Annotated in this window: 12 protein-coding genes and 2 pseudogenes; 4 read left to right on the top strand and 10 right to left on the bottom strand. The window is 67.0% G+C overall.

The features are described from left to right. Positions 1–277 precede the first annotated feature (277 nt). Together GBA65_RS07625 and GBA65_RS22905 are read right to left on the bottom strand one after the other, a co-directional pair. A complete protein-coding gene (locus GBA65_RS07625; protein ID WP_166396064.1) occupies positions 278–1,525 on the bottom strand; it encodes a cation:proton antiporter domain-containing protein in 1,248 nt (415 codons plus the stop codon). Between the two features lie 258 nt (positions 1,526–1,783). Next, positions 1,784–2,101 (bottom strand): hypothetical protein, encoded by a 318-nt coding sequence (locus GBA65_RS22905; protein WP_207956223.1) that lies wholly within the window; start codon positions 2,099–2,101, stop codon positions 1,784–1,786. Between the two features lie 1,514 nt (positions 2,102–3,615). Between GBA65_RS22905 and GBA65_RS07615 the strand changes: the two genes are divergently transcribed. Together GBA65_RS07615 and nhaA are read left to right on the top strand one after the other, a co-directional pair. Then, positions 3,616–3,990 (top strand): hypothetical protein, encoded by a 375-nt coding sequence (locus GBA65_RS07615; RefSeq protein WP_166396063.1) that lies wholly within the window; start codon positions 3,616–3,618, stop codon positions 3,988–3,990. A 509-nt stretch (positions 3,991–4,499) separates the two neighbouring features. Then, positions 4,500–5,798, top strand: coding sequence for a Na+/H+ antiporter NhaA (gene nhaA / locus GBA65_RS07610; protein ID WP_228281738.1), 1,299 nt, complete (start codon positions 4,500–4,502; stop codon positions 5,796–5,798). Between the two features lie 256 nt (positions 5,799–6,054). Here nhaA and GBA65_RS24125 read toward each other — a convergent pair whose 3' ends face one another. The 3 genes and pseudogenes from GBA65_RS24125 to GBA65_RS07600 all read right to left on the bottom strand — a co-directional run bounded on the left by GBA65_RS24125 (position 6,055) and on the right by GBA65_RS07600 (position 8,463). Beyond that, positions 6,055–6,255 (bottom strand): DedA family protein, encoded by a 201-nt coding sequence (locus GBA65_RS24125; RefSeq protein ID WP_228281737.1) that lies wholly within the window; start codon positions 6,253–6,255, stop codon positions 6,055–6,057. A gap of 95 nt (positions 6,256–6,350) precedes the next feature. After that, a pseudogene (locus tag GBA65_RS25810) lies at positions 6,351–6,677 on the bottom strand (DedA family protein); the annotation flags it as partial. Positions 6,678–7,275: 598 nt separating this feature from the next. Beyond that, positions 7,276–8,463, bottom strand: a complete 1,188-nt coding sequence (locus tag GBA65_RS07600; RefSeq protein WP_166396062.1) for an AI-2E family transporter — start codon at positions 8,461–8,463, stop codon at positions 7,276–7,278. A 1,051-nt stretch (positions 8,464–9,514) separates the two neighbouring features. Between GBA65_RS07600 and GBA65_RS07595 the strand changes: the two genes are divergently transcribed. Together GBA65_RS07595 and GBA65_RS24120 are read left to right on the top strand one after the other, a co-directional pair. Beyond that, complete coding sequence (locus tag GBA65_RS07595; protein ID WP_166396061.1) at positions 9,515–10,093, top strand: calcium-binding protein; 579 nt, start codon at positions 9,515–9,517, stop codon at positions 10,091–10,093. 30 nt (positions 10,094–10,123) lie between these two features. After that, a pseudogene (locus tag GBA65_RS24120) lies at positions 10,124–10,912 on the top strand (formate/nitrite transporter family protein). Positions 10,913–11,232: 320 nt separating this feature from the next. Here the strand turns inward: GBA65_RS24120 and GBA65_RS07580 are convergent. The 5 genes from GBA65_RS07580 to GBA65_RS07565 form a co-directional block, all read right to left on the bottom strand. Beyond that, a complete protein-coding gene (locus tag GBA65_RS07580; protein ID WP_166396059.1) occupies positions 11,233–12,297 on the bottom strand; it encodes a mechanosensitive ion channel family protein in 1,065 nt (354 codons plus the stop codon). Between the two features lie 23 nt (positions 12,298–12,320). Then, positions 12,321–13,826, bottom strand: coding sequence for a DUF2254 domain-containing protein (locus tag GBA65_RS07575; RefSeq protein ID WP_166396058.1), 1,506 nt, complete (start codon positions 13,824–13,826; stop codon positions 12,321–12,323). Between the two features lie 133 nt (positions 13,827–13,959). Then, complete coding sequence (locus tag GBA65_RS22900) at positions 13,960–14,334, bottom strand: hypothetical protein (RefSeq protein WP_207956221.1); 375 nt, start codon at positions 14,332–14,334, stop codon at positions 13,960–13,962. Between the two features lie 240 nt (positions 14,335–14,574). Then, positions 14,575–15,228 (bottom strand): DUF389 domain-containing protein, encoded by a 654-nt coding sequence (locus GBA65_RS22895; protein WP_207956220.1) that lies wholly within the window; start codon positions 15,226–15,228, stop codon positions 14,575–14,577. 152 nt (positions 15,229–15,380) lie between these two features. Further along, on the bottom strand, positions 15,381–15,905 hold the full coding sequence (locus GBA65_RS07565; protein WP_166396057.1) for a hypothetical protein: 525 nt from the start codon (positions 15,903–15,905) through the stop codon (positions 15,381–15,383). Positions 15,906–16,084: the final 179 nt, after the last annotated feature.

The following is a 16,084-nucleotide window of genomic DNA, read 5'->3' as shown; positions in this document are numbered from 1 at the left end:
GTGCGTCCCACGATCGACGAACCTGCTCGATAACGGGATCAGAGGCCCAACAAACGAGCTTACGGGCGTTTGCAGTTGCCGAGTTTTCCACCATCGCGAACCTCCGATGCGAACGGACCCGTCAGGGCTTTGGGAGCAGTAGCACGGCGCGACGGCCAGAGACTGTCTCGAGTACCAGCAGCGCGGAGTTAACCGGTTCTCGGACGAGCGTCGGGCGGCCACTCGGTCGTGTGACCTTTGTGGGCAGCCCCTCCCGCGAGTTCCCCCGCATCTGCACCTACCGGCACCCCTTGCCGTCGTCCCGATCAGGGGCGCGGCGCCTTCCGTAGAGGCGGGTCAGCGGGGTAGCGCTCACGCCGTGGGCGAGCACGGAGGCGCAGATGACGAGGCTGCCGACCGTCCAGGCCTCCTCGACCCCCGTCTCCTGCAGCGCGAGGTTGGCGTAGTAGAGCGCGGCGACGCCGACGGGGCCGAACCATCCCAGGAAGAGGGTCTCGCCCCGTCCCCTTACCCCACTCATGAGCGGGCGCGTCGCCAGCACGGCGGGCAACCGGCGCAGGAGAAGCACGGCCAGGACCAGCACTACCCCGCTCCAGCCGAGCTCCAGCCACCCCCGCCACGGTATGCTCGTGCCGAGCAGCGCGAAGATGGGCAGGATAAAGAAGCGCGTCCCCGCCTCCTGTACCTGTCGTTGCTGCTCCCGATCGCCCTTCACCGCCCGGTCGAAGCCGAGCCCGGCCAGAAAGACCGCGAGGATGCCGTCGGTGCCAATGAGCTTCGCGGCGCCCAAGACAACGAAGGAGAGGGCGATGGTGTAGACGAGAAAGGAGCTCTCCCCTATCGTCTCGCGCGCCTCGGCCCATTCCACGAGTTCGCCCGCCCCGTAGCCCACGAGTCCGCCGAAGATCATGGCCGCTACAACCTCCCACACCAAGGTGTGGGTCAGCCAGTGCGAGAGGGCCTCACCGGGCGGCCGTGCGAGGAGGAGGATGGGCAGGAGTACGAAGGGGTAGGCCAGGCCGTCGTTGAAGCCGGACTCCGCGGAGAGGGTGTGCCTGAGGCGCGCGGGGAGGTTCTTTTCCGCCAACCCGCCCGTGACTATGGTGCTGGAGACCACGGGGTCGGTCGGCGTGATCACGGCGCCGACGAGCAGGGCCGCGAGGAAGGGTAGGCCCAGCAGCAGGTACACCAAGAGCCCGCTCGCGAGCCACATGAACGGCATCACGAACCCGAGCAACACCGCGAGCGTCCGCCAGTTGCGCAAGGAGAACCGCCCGGGCAGCCTGAGCGCCACCCCCATAAGCGAGATCGCGAGCGTTAGCCTCGTCGCTTCTTCCAAAATCGTTTGCTGATCGCCCCAGCGTGCCGGGTCGAGCAGGCCGAACGCGGCGGGCCCGACCAGAACGCCGGCCAGCAAGGCCAAGATGGGCGTGGAGATGGGCGCCCGATGGATCGAATTGGAGAGCAGTCCAAGCAGGAGGACAAGCGCCCCCACGGTTACCAGCCCCACGTTCAACTCGCTCAACCCCTATTCACCCGTCCTCCGCGCCGCAACGTCGCATTGGCCAGCGTTGCGTCCCCCTCTTCGATGATTCGCTCGCCGTGACGGTGCCGCCGGCCCGTCGACCGTGCTCCTCGCTCGCGGCCTGCGGAACGGAGCCCTGAGACGGGTCCGACAGCCGTCGCGACGAAGGACCGCGCGCCAACCCCCGCTCGAAATATACGTCTGCCAGCGTGCAGCGGTCTGGTCGGCCCCGCCCGAGGCCTGTTAGAGGGAGAACCATCACAGCGCCAGCAGGATCGTCGCGTACAGGGCGACGCCGAGGGCGAAGGCCCAGAAGCGGCTCTCCCTCTCCTCGGGCAGCTCCTCTTTCAGGACGTTGAGTACGGTCCCGCCGGCCAGGAAGGCGGTTATCGCGGCGACCACGAACTCGGGAACCTCGACCAGAAGGCCCAGCATCCAGCCCAGGAGAATCGCGGCGCTCAAGACCCAGCGACCAACCCGGCGGTAAGCGGACTTGTGTTGCTCGCGCAGACCGTGGTCGTTGACCACGAAGTGCAGGGCCATCGCCAGAAAGAAGAGGAGAAGCCCCTGCGACACGCCCGCCTCCCGCCTCCCGCCGTAGCAGGAGGTAACCGATGATGGCGTTGTAAGCGGTAAACGAGGAGACGTGCAGCCAGAACACACCGGTGCTCGCCCGATCTTCCCCTGCCCCCTTGCGGCGCTTGCTTGACGAGCTGGCCGCGCGCTGCAGGCCGTAAAAGGTAGCGAGACCCACGAGCGACAAAAGGTACACGTGGCTCTCCAAGAGGGCCAGAAAACCCTGCCCCAGGGCCTCGGCGATCGCCTCCTGCCCCTCGGCCAGCTCCGGCAGCAGATGCACGAAGACGTAGGCCACGGAGACGCCCCCTGCGATGGAGAGCCAGATACTGCGGGGGGTACCATTCAGAAAGCGCAGCCTGCCGGAGAAAAGGTGCACGACGGCCAGGCCGAGAGCAGCGAGAAGAGAAACGAATACCGGTGCGCTTGTCATCCGCCACCTGCCCGCTGCGGCAATTCGCGGCGACGGCCAGCGGCAGACCTCGTCTGTTTCCTACTCTCGTACAAGAGGACGGTTTCTTCGCGCCGTGCGCCTCGGACTTGTGCCTCCTGCTCGTTGCTCGAACCGCTGTCGCTCGCTCCGGTTTACCCCTCGCTCGTTAAGGAACCGCAAAGGTTCGGTAAAGCTTTGGCTTCGGCGCGTCGAACCTCCGCGACCGGCTCCTGCTGGACGGCAAAGCAAGCCGACGTGCCGAGAAAGTTCGTTTGCTCGAAGGCCGATCCCGATCAACAGCGCTCGGGCGTTTACAGACGAGGGCTCTGCCGAAACCGCAAGGGTGGCCGGCGACCCGAGGGCTAGGGCGGCACGGTACAGAGTGCCCGGTGTCGTACGGAACCGAAGGATGGACAGGTAGGGGGAGACTGCGCCGCGCGGACCGGCGTGGAAACGGGGGAGGTAGAAAGGCGCCGGTCCGCAACGGCTCCCTTATTGTCGCTCGCCACCGTTAGCTCCAGGTAAAGGCCTGTTAGCGTACGGTAAAGGCAGCGCTGTCCGGGTCGTCGTAGCCCATTAACCCTTACCCCTATCCCATACATTTGCGGTCGCTCGCGCATGAGATGTGGTTTTTTACAAAGTGGATGGGTACGAGTACCACGCGCAGACGAGGGCTGGTACCGCAAGGTCACACGGGGAGGAAAAAGCCATGGCAAAGATCGCCCGTCGGGCCGGGCGACCGCGTCTGTGGCCGATCGTCGAAAGGAAGCAGGGTTGGGCCGCTGGCGGTGAGGCTTCGCGGCGGAGCAGGGGGTGGCCTGGCGGCGGTCGGTTTGGCGAGGGCACGGATGGGCACCTCAGGATCACAGACAGCATCCAACGCATCGCACCCGACTCAAAGGCCTAGCCGCGCTGCTCGTGAACTCTTGCTCAGGCGCGGCGCGGGTAGTGCCAGCCCCGTAGGGGAGGCAGTACCCCGAGGCATGTTTCGCCCCACCAGGGGTTCGAAGGCCTCCTCGGCCCCCTCCTCGTGCCGAGACCGGGGGGCGCCGACGTAACCACGAGGGAAGGGTAGCGTTTCGTGTTGCGCCTGTACGTGCGGGTGGCGGCCGTGGCGCTCTTGATGACCGGTGTTGTGGGCTTCTCGAACCTGTGGGGCCTCGGCCCGCTGACGGGCTTCTACCACGTGGGAGTGGGCCTGCTGTTCGCCTACGCGGGCTTCTTGCAGAGGGACGTTGCGACCGTCCGTCACATGGTCGGAGGCTTGGGAGTGTTGCTGCTGGTGGTAAAGTTGGCCTCGTTTCCGATCGGTGTGGCTTGGTTCGGGTCCTTCGATCGTGGTCCCTTTGAGGCAACGTGCTTGGTGCTCGGCTTGGGGAGTGTACTCGCCGCCAGGTACTTGTCCGACGGAACGCAAAGTTCGGGGGGCAGCAGTAGGGACGGAAGGAGGTCTTGAGCACCATACCGACGATCGAGGCCCGTTCCCTCCTCGGAAGTAGGGCGGGGACGCGCTGGTCGATCGTTTGTTCCGGCGCGTCGGAGACGGAGGAGCTATACCCGGACACGGGATCTTCGGCTGGGCCTCTTCACCACCCCGCGTGAGCTTGCCTCCTTGGCGGGCGGCATCGTCCTCGTCACTGCCATCGGTTGAGCCATCGACCGCGCCTTCGGTGCCCCCGTGCCCGTCTGGGCGCCGAGAGCATGATGTCCTCCCGAGTGTCGTTGCGGCGCCACGGATACGTTCACGACGGGCGCAAACGGTTGCACGACAAAGGCCCTCGTGCAGCACGGCCTGCTCCAAAAAAGACCCGAGGTCCGGCGGACCGTGAGTGGAGGCCGGACGCGTTACTATCTTCGCGTGCCTTTACCCGTACTCGAACCGATTATCCGGCCGAAAACATCGGGGGTGCCCCTTGCTCAAGTCCAGAAGGGAGGACGCGCTACGTGAGCCCGGAAGGACGTCCGGTGGAGAGGATCGTGCGTCCCTTCCAAGACTTCACCCGCAAGCAGTCCTCCGGCGGCATACTCCTAGTAGCCGCCGCGACGATCGCCCTCGCGTGGGCCAACTCCCCCTGGGGGGAGAGCTATGCCGCTCTGTGGCACACGAAACTGACTGTGGGGCTGGGAGATTACTCGCTGTCCAAGGACCTCACCCACTGGATCAACGACGGCCTGATGGCGGTCTTCTTCCTGGTCGTGGGGCTGGAGATCAAACGCGAGATCTTAGTGGGCGAGCTGTCCTCCCTGCGCGGCGCGGCGCTGCCGGTGGCCGCGGCCCTGGGCGGGGCAGTACTGCCCGCCGCAATCTACGCCGCCATCAACGCCGGGACGGAGGGCGCGGCCGGCTGGGGTATACCGATGGCCACCGACATAGCCTTCGCCCTGGGCGTGCTCGCGTTGCTCGGAGAGAGGGCACCCGTGGCGCTCAAGGTGTTCCTGACGGCGCTGGCCATCGTCGACGACATAGTAGCGGTCCTGGTGATCGCCCTTTTTTACACGGCGGAGATCTCTTGGGGAGCTTTAGGATTCGCAGCGCTCTTCCTGGTCGCCTTGATCGTGGCCAACCTGATCGGGGTGGGTAGGACGCTGGTCTACGCCCTGCTCGGCATTGGGCTTTGGCTGGCGTTCTTGCTCTCGGGGGTTCACGCGACGATAGCGGGGGTGCTTCTGGCGTTCACGGTGCCGGTCAGATCCTTCATCGCCCCAAAAGCATTCCTCGAGCGCGGCAGGTACGTTCTCGACCGCTTCGAGCAATCCGGCGAGAAGGGCGACGGCGTGCTCGCGAACGAGGACCGCCAAGCCGCCCTGCACGCGCTCAATCGCGCCGCCTACGAACTGGAGCCACCGCTGCACGAGCTCGAGCATGCGCTGCACCCATGGGTGATCTTCGCCGTCATGCCGCTCTTCGCCCTGGCAAACGCCGGCGTCGCGCTCGGCGGAGGTGCCGCGGAGGCGCTGACCAGCCCGGTGACCCTGGGCATCGTGGCCGGGCTGATCCTCGGCAAGCAGATCGGCGTCACCCTGTTCGCGTGGCTCGCGGTGAGAAGCGGAGTCTCCGAGTTGCCGAGAAGCATTTCCTGGCGCCACATTTACGGGGCAGGGTGGCTCGCCGGGATCGGCTTCACCATGAGCCTCTTCATCACGGACCTGGCCTTCCCGAACGGGGCGCTGGCGGACGCGGCCAAGCTGGGCATCCTTGCCGCCTCGTTGATCGCCGGGGTGGTGGGCTGGACGATCCTCAGGGGAGCCTCCACCTCGCGCTAGAAGGAGTCAGGAAGACCTTGGAGTCCGAGGAGGTGTTGAGCTTCTTTAGGCGCCAGCGACTTCGGCGTCGTAGGTCAGCCTACGACGCCCGATGATGCGCACGTGGATATGAAGTTTGCCGGGGGCACGAGACCTCGTGCCCGCAAGATCTTTACAACGAGCGTGCGTACACGGCCGCTGCGCGGAGCACGCTAAGCCGTGTCGCGCTACCGGAGCGCGGACGGTTCGGTCCCGGCTCTTCCCGACGAGCTGCCGGTCACCTGCGCCTCCCCCATCGGCGCCAGACGAACCAGGCGACCGCGCCGATCAGGGCCGCCAGCAGCACGTACTGGACCACTTGCCCATACTGGCGCACCAACGTCCAGCGTTCGCCGAGGAACCAGCCCAAACCGACGAGCAGCGCGTTCCACAGTGCGCTGCCGCCAAGCGTGTAGGCGACGAAGCGCCAGACGGGCATGCGCTCCGTACCCGCGGGTACGGAGACGAGGCTTCGTACCCCGGGACGAGCCGGCCGAAGAAAACGGCGGGCCCGCCGTAGCGGTCGAACCACCCGACGGCACGGTCCAGGTCCGACTCGTCCAGCAGCAGGAATCGGCCATACCTCTTGACGAACCGGCGCAGGCGTTCCTCGCCGAGCCACCGCCCCAGGCCGTAGAGCACCAGGGCACCGGCGAGTGATCCGGCGGTAGAGGCTATCAGCACCGGCAGGAACGCGAAGCGCCCCTGCCCGACGAGGAGGCCGGCGAGAGGAAGGATGACCTCCGAGGGGATGGGTGGAAGCAGGTTCTCCAGCGCGATCAGGACGGCGATGCCCACGTAGCCCAGAGATTGAATGACGCCGAGAACCCATCCTGCGAGGCCAGTCAGCGAGTCGCTCATCGTGACCCGTTTGCCTTAGGCGACAGGGGGTGTTTTTCGAGCGCACGCGTCCCTGCGTCAAAACCCCTCGGGACACCGGGGCCTCTTCCGCGCCGTGAGTACCCTTCGCGAGCCCGACTCCTCGCACCACGCGATCCGCAGGTAGGGTCTTTGACCCGTGGGCTGTCCCGAAGCACTAGTACCGCGTCCATCGATCTTAGCCTCCCGTGGACACTGCTACGGGTCTTCACCCCGATCACGACCCGTGGGTTCCTGAGCTCGCAGAACTCTGGTTCCAAACCGACCCCTTCCGCTTCGTGCCTTTCGCTTACGCCTCGTCCATCGGCGAGCCCGTCGGGCGGTCCAAGTACCGGCGGGGACAGTTCGTTGCTAAGGGCCAGCGTCAAGCCGTACCTCCCGGACGCGCCTCTGGCGCCCGCCGCCACAACGACCGCCACCCCTCCCGCAAGATCGAACTCAAGCGCGTACCGCTCTTGCTTCCCGGAGTGAACAGCCCGAGGGCTCTAGCGTGTCAGCTTACAAACGCTGCGCGTAGTTACGGTTAAGGACGAGTAAAGGAAACGTTTGCTCGTCGCGCGGAAGCGGAAACTTAGGGCGCTCAGGGCAGCCTCCGCGCCCCTTGCGCCCGCTCGTGTGCACCGGTCCGGACCTGTTCCCCCTTCGGGCCCCCGCCACTGCTTCCTTCCGGTTTCTCCTCGGAGCCGGGCCGCCCGTCACCCGCCCGGCCTTCCTCGGTCGGACTTACGCGCTCGATCCAGAGGTGCCGGATCAGGACCCGCGCGGTAGCGAGGATGGGGACGGCGACTAGTATGGCGAGGGGACCGATGGTCCATCCGACGAAGAGAATGCCGAGGGCTATCACCGCCGGGTGCAAAAGGATCGCCCGACGCATGATGAGCGGGACGAGCACGTTGCCTTCTATCTGCTGGACGACGACGAGCGCGCTGACGCAGACGAGCGCGTGCACCCAACCCTCCGCCAGCGCGACGAGCCCCACGAGGACCGTCGCGGCTATCGGGCCGAAGAACGGGACGATGGTGAGGAGCCCCGCCAGGACGCCGAAGAGCAGAGGGAACTCGAATCCCACGAGCCGGAGGGCGAGCCCGGTCATCAAGCCCACGGTCGTCATGTCGACGGCCGTACCCCACATCCACCGCGTGAGCGTAACGCGAAGGTCGGCGAGCAACGCGCGCGTTCGGTCCCGCCCGTGCCTCGGGAAAAGGCGCAAGAAGCCCTCGACGATAGGGCGGGGCTCGATCGCCGCGTAGACCGCCGCCACGACGAGGACGATCAGGACGGAAGCCACGCCCAACACCGTCCTCAAAAACCCCAAAGCGTCCCTCGCCAGGGCTAAAGGGTCGTAGTTGAGGGTCGCGAGCAAGCCCGAGATCTCCCGCTCCAGCCGCGCGATCACACCCTGTGTCGCCGACGGATCCCCCCCGGAGGCCCGCGGACCGATCTGTTCTTGAAGCATCGCCAGGATACGCGGGAGGTCTCCCAAAAACTGACCGAACTGCTCTATCAAGGGTGGGACGAGCGCGTATCCCATCGCGACGAACGCCCCGAACAGAATAAACAGCGTGGCGATCACGCCGACCGCTCTGGGCAGGCGGAGTCGGGCCAAGAGCTTCGCTCCGGCCGCGAGCGCGAGGGAGAGCAACAATGCCACGAAGGACACCACCAGGAACTGAAGGATCTGGCCAAAGAAGAGCCCTACCAGCCCCAGGAGCGCCAGCAGGAGGACCGCCCTGTACAGATCGCGCGCCCTCAAAGCCTCTTGCCTCACTACTTCTCCCTCACCTCCTTGCCTCCGCGGCCAGTTCGCCTCATCGTTCCCGGGCAACTGCGTCTACATCGACCACGAGGGTACACCGCGAGAGTCCGGATCGTCCGCGCCGTCTTGCCGGGCCACGTCCACAAGGTGCGCGTTCGCACCGAATGCTCGCTCGACGGAAGGCTCGAAACCCCGTCCGCCCCCGTCGTGAGATCCGCCCCCGGGCAGCAGTTCGGTCTTTGCGCGGTAGCCCTTGGGAATGTCGGCAAACCGAAGCATTAACTATCTTCTTTGCGCTGCGGCCCCCGAAGACTCGGGGTCGAACACGCTTTGGCCTCCCTTGGTCGTACCACCTGCCGGTGGGCCGGTTCGGGTTTCTCCCGCATGCGCCTCCGATCGACGCCCTCATCCGGCTCCGTTTCCGCAGGTCGCATCACCTCGACCACCATCGTGCCGTGTAGCTCCTCCCTCCCGCTCCACGTCGCGGGGCCACAGAAGTTGCCACAGGCCGTCGTCGAAACGTACGTGCAGGGCCGTTCGGTCGCGGGTACCATACGCCTTCGCCACGGTGCCGACGCGCCCCCGCAGGTCCGCCTTTTGGCAGCCCTCCCGCACCCGTACCCTCGCCCCCACCCACGTTTCATCGGACCTCAAAAACCACCTCGCTTTCCGAGCGAATGGCCCATTATGTGCATGGTAAGAGACACGAACGAAGCGTTGACCAGGGGTAGTAAAGAAGCGGTAAGGTTTCCGTTAAGTTGCGGCCGTCCGGCCGGTGTCGCTGACTGCAGGCGGCCGAAGCCGCGCACGATCCGTGAGGGACTAGAAAGGCTTCGCGCTCTTCGTCTCTGCCGACCGGTCCGTCTTTCCGAGGCGTCGAGTGGCAGACCGTATGCATTGTACGGACGCTCCCCCTGCGCGTATCTTCTCGATCATAGAAGCACCACTGGCGGGTTTACGTTCCCCTTACACACCCTTAACCGGGCACCCGCAATTCGCGTCCTAGACTGCGGGTCGTTGTAGACGACCTCCCCGCAGGCGGGGAAACGAAGGAGGTACGCGGATGAAGCGGATCGCGAGACGGGCGGCCCTCGTCCTGACCACGGGTGCTTTGGCGTTGACGTTCACCGGCGGGGCCGCTCTCGCCCAGGAAGCGGAAGGGGGCTTGCTCTCGGGCACCGAAATCGGCGATACGCTGTCGAACGCGGGCGAGCAGGCAGGCGAGGCGCTTGGGGGCACCGGTGTCGGCGAGGCGATCATGGGTTCCGAGGCAGGGGAGCTCGTCCGGGGCGCGCCCGGATCGGACGCCTTGTCCGGTATGGGCGGCGACGACCTCCTCTCCGATGCCGCGGGCGACAACCTGATCGAGGGCGACGCCGGCAACGACCGGCTGGAAGGCGGCGCGGGCCTCGACCTGCTGCGGGGCGGCGCGGGCGACGACGCGCTCTCCGGCTTCGGCAACAACGACGCCATCTTCGGGCAGGCCGGCGCGGACAACCTCGACGGTGGCGACGGGGACGACTTCCTGTTCGGGGCCGGGGACGGCGAGGCGGACACGGTCGCGGGCGGTCCCGGCAACGACACCTGCGTCGTCGACGAGACGGACACCGTCTCCGATTGCGAGAACGTCGTAACCCTGTAGGGGACGCAGACGCTCGAGCCCGGAGGTAGCGTGGCCGCCCTCAAGACGGCGCCGGAAATCCTGGAGACCGTCATCGAAGACGGGCGCGAGAACCTCCAGCGCGCCAACGCGGGACTGGCGCTCAGCGGTCTCGCGGCCGGGCTCAACATCTCCTTCTCCGCGCTGGCCCTAGGGGTCGTGGGGGCGATGGCCGGCGGTGTAGGGCTCGTCGCCATGCTGTTCTACCCGATAGGGTTCCTCATCGTCGTCCTCGGGCGCGCCCAGCTTTTCACCGAGAACACCGTTACCCCCGTTACGGTGGTGCTGGACGAGACCAACGGCCTGGCGAACATGCTCCGGTTCTGGGCGGTAGTTTTCACTTCCAACGTCCTGGGCGCGGCGATCTTCGCCGTCGCCGTGACGTAAGGGAACCTGCTCGACCCCGCGGCCTTCGATCTCCTGCTGGAGGAAGCCGCCCATAACCTGGAGCCCGGGTTCTGGACTCTGACCCTCAAAGCGGTCTTCGGCGGGTGGCTCGTGGCGCTCGTAGCTTGGGTAGTGTCGGCCTGCAGGGACACGATCTCCCAGGCCTTCTCCATCTACGTCCTCTCCTTCCTCATCCCGGCCGCGGGGCTCGCACACTGCATCGCCGGCTCGACGGAGGTCCTGATGAGCGTCTTCGCCGGCGAAACGCCGCTTTGGGACTTCTTCTCCGGCTTCCTCGCCCCGGCCACGTTGGGCAATACCATCGGGGGCGTAGTCCTCGTCACGCTGCTGAATTTCGGCCAGGTAGTAGGCTCCGACAAGGAGCGACTCCCGAACTCGGACGTAGACCTATGACACAGGAGGGGCCGCCTCTCGCGCCGGAGATCGCGCGGGAGGGACCAAGGTCCACAACAACGTGAGCGGGTTACTGACGAAGGACTCGCGCCCGGGTGCGAATCTGGGCAAAGCGGGATCGGTGAGGTATCAGATCCTATCCTTTCCGTGGATGCCGACGAGGAGGTTCGCCGCCCGTTACTCGCCGGCGTAGTTGCGCTGTCCGCGTGCGTCAGACGACGCCAGATCGACCTTGACGGGGCAATGCTCGGCACGGGCGCTGGTCCGCGGAGCAACCCCCGTTTGTCCTCTGGGCAAGGGTATCACTCGCCCGTGCCTCCTCAGTCCTCCCTTGCCCGGGTCCCCGGCTGTCCGTCGCCGTCGCGGTGGCGCAGGGCGTCGAGCGCCTCTTCGAGGCCCTCTATTCGCAGAGACGGAAAGCCGACGATCTCGCTCGTGGTCGAGGCGATGGCGACGTTCTCCTCCGAGAATCGCCTGAGGACGCTCTCGGAGATGCCGCTCTTGAGGGAGCGGGCGGAGCGGGTCGGGATCACGAACCGGACGGAGAGCTCGACCCAATCGTCCGTGAGCCTGACGAAGACTTGGGGCTCCACCTCGCTCTTCCCCACGAGGTAGCGCCGGGACATCTCGGCGAGCGCTTCGGCGCTCTCCTGCCTAAAGCCGCGCGTGGCCCCCTCCACCTCCTCGAGGAGGATGTCGCGGGCCTTCTCCCAGGCCGTCTTGTAGGAGACGGGGACGGAGATCTCCTCCCACACGTAGTCGAAGTCCTTGGAGTAGTTGTAGATGGGCTCGTCGAAGAACGCCTTGTTGGAGACCGTGACGACGCGGCCGGTGTACTGGCGGGCGCGCACCCAGACGTCTGAGTCCTCGGAGGCGCCGGGGCTCCCGATCTCCATAACCGTGGTCCTCAGGGGCGAGAGGTCTATGACGTCCCCCTTCACCCCGCCCATCATCACCCGGTCACCGACCCTGAAGACGCCTCCCGCGAGGATACCGAGCCACGCGGCGAAGGAGCCCAGGACGTTCTGCAACGCGAAGGCCACCCCGGCCGAAGCTGCCCCCACTACGAAGCCCAACCTCCGACCGAACTCCGCCCAAATAAAGATCACGAGCAGCACCGCCACCCCCCAGACGGCGTAGGCCGACACCTTCCTGATCCAGTAGGCGCTGTGACGGTCGTCCCTTCCTGCCTCGGACGGCCCTCCCCCGCCGCCCTGCCCCATCGTCCCGAACCGTCGCCGGACGGCCTGCGACGCCACGCGGCGCAACGCGAGCGCCCCGGCGAGGACGAAGAGCGTCAGGAGGAGCCGGACACCGACCTCCGGTCCGCCGACCACCCCCGCAAGCCCCTCGAAAGCTTCCCTTAAAACACCGCCGTCGAACAACGAGATCCTCCCCTGCCTCGAGCCTACCGGGTCGCGCCCCGTAAGACCTCCTCCACGGCCCCCCGGATCCTGCCGCCCTCCGGAAGATCCTCCGATAGCCCGGAGAGCTCTTCGAGGTCGGCCTCCACGCCCACCCCGGCTCCCACCAGGCGCTCCCCGAGCTTCACCGCGCCGAGGAGGAGTTCGGTGGCATCCCGGGGGTCGGAGACCTCGTTCGGGGCGAGGCGGGCCACCGTGAGGGCGCCGGCCCACAGAGCGAGGCGGCGCTCGGGGATACGGTTCGCGTCTATGGCCCGGCCGAGGATCTCCAGGTACCGTTCCAGGACCGCGACCTGCCCGCTGGTGAAGGCGGCCCTGCGGATCTGGTCGAAGGCGAGCCCCACCACGTCGTCGAAGCCGTAGTACGCGACCTTCAGGACGACCTTCGCGCCGCCGACCTCCAGCTCGCGGACGCGCGGGGGCATCGCCTTCTCGCCAAGGGCCACGAACATGACCTCCACCTGGTCCATCGCCTGCATCGCGGTCGTGGGGTCGTTCACCCCGGGCGAGAGGCCTTTGAGAGCGATGTCCGAGAGCTGCCTGAGGCCGAAGGCGAAGTCTTGGCGGAACGAGCGCTCCTTGCCGAAGTAGAAGGCGTCGTGGACGTCTTCCAGGGACCGCGGCTCCTTCGCGGGCCAGGCGCGCACCAGCGGGAGACCCGCGGCGACGAAGTGTCCGGGTCCGAACGGGATCTCGACGACCAGCGTTCCCCCCTCGGGCGCGTTGGAACGACCGACGATCGCCTCCACGACCTCGCCGGCGTTCAGGTACTGCACGTAGCCGCTCTGCCGGGCCCGTACCACCAGGGGCTCCTCCGAGAGCAGGCCTCGCAACTCCGGGCGCTCCTCCGGAGCCTTCGGGTCCTCGGCGGGCGCGTCTCCCAGGTCGTCCAGGTTCTCGATGACCTCCATCGCATCCCTACGGGCCGTCTGAACGATGGTGGAGGACTGGATGAGGTTGACGACGTGGGCGATGAAGTAGACCAGGAGCGCCACGCACGCCACGGTCAGCACCACCGCCACGGTCACCGAGATCACCGGGGTGAAAGACCGGCCCTCGGCAGAGGCCTCGCGGATGATCCTCAGGACCAACAGCGAGTACAAAAAGGTCGCAATGAACGTCCCCAGGACGACCTGCACGCTGCGGTCGGAGGTGAAGCTCCTCAGGACGCGCGGGGTGTAGCTCGTGGAGGCGAGCTGGAGGATGACGATGGTGAGCGAAAAAGCCGTCGTTACCGTGGTTATGACGCTCCCCGCGATGGCCGCGAGCACGCTCCTGGCGGCCGAAGGGCCGCCGGAGAAGACGACGGGTAGCGAAGCCAGATCCGCGCGCAGAAGCTGATCCAGGTACTGCGTGGCGAAGAACAGCACCACGGCTCCCAACACGAAAACGGCGGGAACAAACCAGAAGCTTGAATTGAGCTTCTCCCAGAACGAGCCCAACTTCCCGCCGGACGAGCCTCCCCCATCGCCCCTGCGCGTGATGGTCATGGCCCTCCTGCACCTCCTGACGCGAGGTCGCAGCGGAGGTCGCCCGCCGCCCATCCTCCTTCGCGGACCATCAGCCCATCCTCCCCGCCCTCACGCACGAAGTCCTCCTCCCGAAGCAATGCACAAAACTTCCTCAACTCTGGCCCAGGACCGTCACGTCGACCAGGGGAGTAGCCTCGGAGATCTCCCGGCGTAGCTCCCGGCCTATCCGCTCCTGCAAAGCCCGCTCCGTGGAATCCGCCGAAGAAGCCGCCCCGGGGGTCGTCTCCTCCTGCTCGACGTAAGTCGAGACCAAGAGCGTGTTCTCGTTCGGGACGTCGGCCCTAACGAACCTCGCGTCCGTCTCGACGACCCGGACGGGACCGCCGGTCCCGACGGCCCTCTGCACGACGACCTCCGCCTCCCGGGCCAGGCTCGCCCGCTGCAACTCGGGCGGGTCGCCGAACTGCCAGGCCAGGAACCCCCGAGAGCGAGCAGGGTCGCCGCAGACAACGCCACCTGCACCCAACCTCGTCCGCGAGAGTAACGGGACCCTTCCGGGCCCAGGCCGACCAGCCGGAAGACCAGCGCCCCGACAGGTTTACGCCCGCAAGCTGGAGGCCGAGCAGAAAGAGCCCCGCCTTGGCCATGGCCCACTCCCGAGGACCGCGGCCATCCCGACGAGCCCGCGGGCGGGGCGAGGGCCGCAGCGACCAGCATCCCGATGGCCGCCCCGAAACCAGACTGCTCCTCTCGGACTGGGCCTGGCTTATGGCCCCGCGGCCCCGGCGACGAGCGGCAGGACGACGGCCGTCGTGGAGATGGAGGCGGTCTGTTCCATCAGGGTGGTGGAGAGGCGCTGGCCGAGGACGAGCGACATGAGACCGGCCGTGGCGACGGCGACGGCGAGGCCTGCCCCGTAGCGGAGCAGGGTACGACCGAGCAGGTCGAGATCCCCCCGTGCGGTGGCGACGGCGGCGTTCATCGCGGGACCGGCGAAGGGGGCGATGAGCATCGCCGCGACGAGGAGGTAGACGGTGTTCGTGTACAACCCGATCCAGACCACGAGGCCGCTGGCCACGGCGTAGCCCAAGAAGCCGCGCCAGGAGCCCACGCTCTGCAAGCCGCCCAGAAAGATCTCCAGAGGGCTGCGCAGGGTCACGTCGCGGACCTGCCGCGGCACCTCCTCGGGCGGGGGCTTCAGGTTCAGCACCCCGTGCGGGAACATCGAGACGTGCAGCCCGTCTACGGAGTTCAGCGCGTCTAGGAGGGCGCCGAGCCGGCGGTTCGGGACGTGGAGAAGGGTGAGGTCCACCGGTCCGTTGCTGCTCTGGCCCGCGAAGGAGACCGTCTCGTCGGCGCCGTGACCGTGGGCGACCTCCCTTACCTTCGCGCCGGCCCCCTCGGGCACCCAGATCAACAACCGTCGCAACCTCCAGCCTACATCATCGGAGCCTGCACCTGCTCGGCTCCCCGCAGCGTCGCGCCTACCGTCCCTCGTCCCCGCGTCTCACGTACTGCGGCGGCAGATCCCCTGGAGGCCGCCGGGCGTGGGGCGCCAGATGAGCAAGGGGCTCAGCGGGTGGTTTGTTCTTGCTGATTCTCTTCGGGGACGTCGACCGACGTCGCGCTCATCCAGGGCCCGCCCTCGTACTGCTCGAGCGCCTCCTGGTCCAACTGGAGCCCCGTCTCCTCTTCCGCCTCCCCGGGCTGGAGCTGCTCCACCCCGCCGTAGGCCGAGACGGGCTGGCTTACCGCGAGCTCGGACTCCAGGGGCCTGCCGGTGTCGTTCACGACCAGCACGCCTTCGGGGTAGCGTCCCTCCGCCCGGTCGGCCTCCTCGACCATCACGAACGCGTCGGGGCCCAGGACCGCGCCGACCTCGCCGCCGAAGGCCCTCATCGTCCCGTAGTACTCGCTCGGGTCCTCCACGGGCATGTTCGCGGCCTCGGGCGCCGGCTCTTCGCCGCTACCACAGGCGACGAGGACCTGCGCCGCCAGCAGTAAGACCGGCAGGGTCGCCAACCGGAGCCTCCAGAACGCCCTTCGGCCGGAACGGCCGCCGCGGACAGCGCATTCGTCCGTTACTTCTCTCTTCATATCCTTCCTCCTCGAGCACTAGTACCGCACGACACCGAGCGAGGGACGATGGGAGCCGCGCGGGCGCGACACAGCACACGCTTCCATCCCCCCAGCATTCCCCCGGGTGGAAACCGTTCCGCCCCGCCCACCTTGATCGAAACGTACGCGAGAACAAAGTCGGCTCGCCTCGACCCGAA

Origin of the sequence: Rubrobacter marinus (genome assembly GCF_011492965.1) — a bacterium.
GTDB classification, from domain to species: domain Bacteria; phylum Actinomycetota; class Rubrobacteria; order Rubrobacterales; family Rubrobacteraceae; genus Rubrobacter_F; species Rubrobacter_F marinus.
This window is presented reverse-complemented; position numbering and strand designations above follow the sequence as displayed.

What these genes read in the sequence shown, in the direction of transcription:
- GBA65_RS24125 (WP_228281737.1), bottom strand. Translation starts at nt 6,255, where the DNA reads ATGCCCGTCTGGCGCTTCGTCGCCTACACGCTTGGCGGCAGCGCACTG.
- GBA65_RS07575 (WP_166396058.1), bottom strand. Translation starts at nt 13,826, where the DNA reads ATGACCATCACGCGCAGGGGCGATGGGGGAGGCTCGTCCGGCGGGAAG.
- GBA65_RS07595 (WP_166396061.1), top strand. Translation starts at nt 9,515, where the DNA reads ATGAAGCGGATCGCGAGACGGGCGGCCCTCGTCCTGACCACGGGTGCT.
- GBA65_RS07565 (WP_166396057.1), bottom strand. Translation starts at nt 15,905, where the DNA reads ATGAAGAGAGAAGTAACGGACGAATGCGCTGTCCGCGGCGGCCGTTCC.